Annotated in this window: 3 protein-coding genes; 2 read left to right on the top strand and 1 reads right to left on the bottom strand. The window is 70.3% G+C overall.

Annotated features, from left to right (window positions below):
• The coding region (locus KBX39_RS25830) for a DUF3068 domain-containing protein (RefSeq protein WP_210872938.1) at positions 1–749 on the bottom strand (749 nt) is incomplete at its 3' end.
• A gap of 45 nt (positions 750–794) precedes the next feature.
• On the opposite strand from KBX39_RS25830, the gene KBX39_RS34250 reads away from it, so the two are divergent.
• Both KBX39_RS34250 and KBX39_RS34245 read left to right on the top strand, forming a co-directional pair.
• A complete protein-coding gene (locus KBX39_RS34250; RefSeq protein ID WP_083297043.1) occupies positions 795–2,351 on the top strand; it encodes an acyltransferase in 1,557 nt (518 codons plus the stop codon).
• 1,045 nt (positions 2,352–3,396) lie between these two features.
• Complete coding sequence (locus KBX39_RS34245; protein WP_210872933.1) at positions 3,397–3,768, top strand: hypothetical protein; 372 nt, start codon at positions 3,397–3,399, stop codon at positions 3,766–3,768.
• The last annotated feature ends 10 nt before the right edge of the window (positions 3,769–3,778 follow it).

Genomic DNA, 3,778 nt, shown 5'->3' with positions numbered 1-3,778 from the left:
ACGAGCGTGGCGTCGATGATCTTGATCTTGTCCGCGCCGGTCTCGTCACGCAGGGTCTGGAGCTGCTTCTCCTGCCCCTTGACGATGACGCCGCTGTCCGGCTCCACCCAGAGGGTGCGGGTGTTGGCGTAGAAGCGGCCGGCCGTCACCGTGGGCTGGGCCGATCCGACCAGGTTGCCCGGCACGTCGATCTCGCTGATCTTGATCGGTTCGGCCGTCATCTCGAACTTGTAGACGGTCAGCCCCTGCAGCTTCTCGGTGCCCACGTACTCGGCGGGGTACGCCTTCCGAGCGGTGTTGTCGAAGTACTGGTACGTCTTCTTCTCCGTACCGAACGGGAAGGTGTAGGTGAGCCCCTCGTGCTTGAAGGGCGCGCCGTTGACCGCCTCGGCACAGCAGGCGACCGACTCCGCCGTACGCCGGTCGAGGGCGACCCGGTCCGTGCTGACCGTGATCTCCTTGCCCGCGTCGTCGATCACCCGGACACCGACGTTGAAGACCGTCCGGTCGGCGTTGCCGGCCTCGACGTCGCCGCGCACCGCGCGGTGGGCGGTCAGGTTGACGCCGCTGCGCTCGGCCAGCGTGCTGAAATCAAGAACGGTCGCGTTCTTCGCCTCTGAAACCGTTACCGAACTCTGGTCAAGGGGCACCTTGACCAGAGCGGGCGCGACGGCCAGCGGCGTCGCCACGGCCCCGACGATCAGGAACGCGCCTGCCGCCACCAAGATGGCACCCGACGTGGGTCGCATGAAACTCCTCCCCTTGTAAAGACTCGACTAGTCGGCTGACAGTACATGACGAGGCCGATTTCGGATATGGTCCGATGCGACCTCTCGCGACGTACTGACTCCGGGGGTGCAGCAGCCACCGGGCTGCGAGATCAAATGGATGTCGAGGGAACTGTGAGCCGACCCGTCAGACCGGACTCGAGCAACGGACAGGCGATCCTGTCCGCAACTAATACCGGCCGTTCGGACGGTTGGTTGCCCGCATTGGAAGGGCTGCGGGCGGTGGCGGTGATCGGCGTGGTCGTCCACCATGTCTCCTTTCTCAGCGGACTGACCAACTCCTTCGCCCACCTCGCAGCTGTGCTGGCCAGGCTGGATGTCGGGGTGGCGATCTTCTTTGCGTTGTCCGGTTTCCTCCTCTATCGGCCATTCGCACTCGCTGCCATTAACGGACAGTCAGGACCATCCGTTCGGCGATACCTCTGGCACCGCGCGCTGCGCATTCTGCCCGGGTACTGGGCAATGGCGATCGTCGCACTCACTTGGCTCAACATCGACTATCTGAAGTCCGTCTGGGACTGGGCGATCCCCTTTCTTCTGGCACAGATTTACGAGCCATTGCGACTCCCGGTCGGCATGGAGCAGACCTGGAGCCTGGCTACGGAGGCGACTTTCTACCTTGCGCTGCCACTGATAGCGGTGCTCGGCCGCCGAATGGGCGGCCGCACCCCGCTCGGGCGAGCCCGGCGCCAACTGGCGTTCGGTGCCGTACTCGTCCTTGCCGGCCTCATCTGGAATGCGTACGCACACGGTCCCGACTCGCCTCTACCGGGACTCGCGGTGCTCTGGCTGCCCGCCTTTCTCGACTGGTTCGGCATCGGCATCATGCTGGCCGTGCTCGCCTCGTGGCCCGTCGGCACGACCTCGACCCCGTTCCTCACCGGCCTGACCGGTGACGGGTCTGGGCGGGGCGACGAGGACCTGTGGTCCGCCACGCCGCGCGGCCTGCGCGTGTTCACCTTCGCCCCGGGAACGTCCTGGCTCATCGCCGGCGCGCTGCTCTGGATCGCGAGCACGCCCATCGCCGGCCCGCGCGGGGTCGAACCCGCCAAGCCGGTCGAGTCGGTCACCGAGCACCTGCTGTTCCTGCTCGTCGCCTGGTGCCTGATCGCCCCCCTCGTCGGGCCGGGGTCCGGCGGGGTGCCCCGCGCTCTCCTCAGTCACCGGGCGGTCATGTTCCTCGGCCGGATCTCCTACGGCATCTTCCTCTGGCACCTCCTCGCGCTCGAGGTCTGCTTCCGCCTGCTCGGATTCACCCGGATGAACAGCTCGTTCTGGGTTCTCCTCGCCGTCACCCTGGCCCTCACCGTCCCGGTCGCGACGGCCAGCTACTACCTCATCGAGCGGCCCGCGCGACGGCTGCGGCGGCTCGGTGGCCGCCGCCGGCCCGTGGCCGTCGAGCCCGACCTCCCGCTCCGGGCCGCGACGCCGGCGCCAGCGCTTCAGGGCGCCGGGCCGGCCGGCCTCGGAACTCGCCTCGTACCGGCCGCGGACCCGACGGAACCGCAACACGAGAGCGGCGACCGCCACGAGGAGCAGCCCGGTCGGCAACAGGACCAGTAGCTCCGCCACCCGTTCCGCGCCGACCCGGGGCAGCCACAGACGCTCGGTCCCGTAGACGGTGAGCCCCAGCGCGGCCGGCACCCAGATCCATGCCGGGCCGGGCGTGCGGCGCCGGTGCAGCGCCACCACCGCGGCGGCGCAGCCGAGCCCGACCAGGCCCCCGAGCAGCGCCGGCACCGCCACCGCGAGCAGCGGCGCGGTCGGCATCATCGTCGGGACCACCGGGTACGCGGGTCGATGGCGGCGCGCGGGAATCAGCGCCCCGACCATCAGCAGCACCAACAGGCCCCCGGCGACGAACAGGACGATCCGGTAGTGCTCGCCGGGCGTGAAGACCAGCTCGACGCGGCCGGCGGGACCGGCCGGCACGAACCATCCCTGCTTCCACCCGTCCAGGCGGGCCGCGATCAGCTCCTGCCCGTCGAGCGTCGCCCGCCAGCCGGCGTTGGCGTTCTCCGGAACCATCAGGTAGCTGCCGCCACCCGCACCGATCTCGATCGACCGGCGCTGGTCGTCCCAGTCGACCACGCTCAACGCCCGGCGCGGCGACGCGGCGACGACGGGCCGTTCGGCCGGCGTACCGCTGAAGATCACGCTGTCCACGACGAACCGGTCCGCCGGGGCGGAGACCTCGTTGCCGCCCGCCCGCAGCGTGACCTGCTCCGCGCCCGCCTTCGCGGCCCGGCCCGACGACGTGGCGGGAGCGCAGGCGCGGTAGCGCAGGGGCCGCAGATCGCGCAGGTCGCGCAGCGTCCCGGTGGCCGTCGTGGGCACCTTCACCCCGTTGACCACGATGGTGGGCCCCGCGCCGCACGGGAGCGTCACCTCACGGTCGAGGCCGCGCGGCTGGTTCAGTTCGGGCACGCCCTGCACGTCCACGCCGCTGAGACCGACCGGCAGCGACTGCGGCTCGAACAGCGCCGTCGACCGGCTGACCCTCGGCACGGTAGAGGTCACTGCAACGGTGAGCCCACGGGTACGCAGAGCCGGGAAGCGGGCGACACCGTCCAGGTCGACAGTCACCTCCCGGATGCCGTCGTCACCGGTGATCCGGACCGTCCTGGGCGGCGCCGCGACGAGGCTCTCCGCGAACCGCAGCCGCACCCAGCTCACCTTGCGCGCGGTGGCCCAGCGCATCTTCACTGTCGGTTGCGGATCGCTCGGATCCGCCCACCAGGCCGTGCCGTCGTCCCCGTCCCCCAGCGACCTCGACGAGGCGACCGGGTCGGCGAACCACGAACTCGACGTCGTGAACGTCTCGCCGCCCGTCATCTCGTCGTACGCCGCGAGCGCGGTGGCGGGCGTGGCGCGGGCCAGGCCGGTGAGCTGGGTGGGGATCGCGGCGGGCAGGTCGAAGCGCCGGGGCACCAGCCCGGTCTCCTCGCCCTGCCGGATCAGGTCGGGAGCGCACAGGTAGTGGCCACCGG

It is taken from the genome of Micromonospora sp. D75 (assembly GCF_018070405.1).
In the GTDB taxonomy this organism is placed as follows: Bacteria; Actinomycetota; Actinomycetes; order Mycobacteriales; family Micromonosporaceae; genus Micromonospora; species Micromonospora chalcea.
The sequence above is the reverse complement of the archived record's forward strand: the minus strand, read 5'-3'. Positions and strand labels throughout refer to the sequence as shown.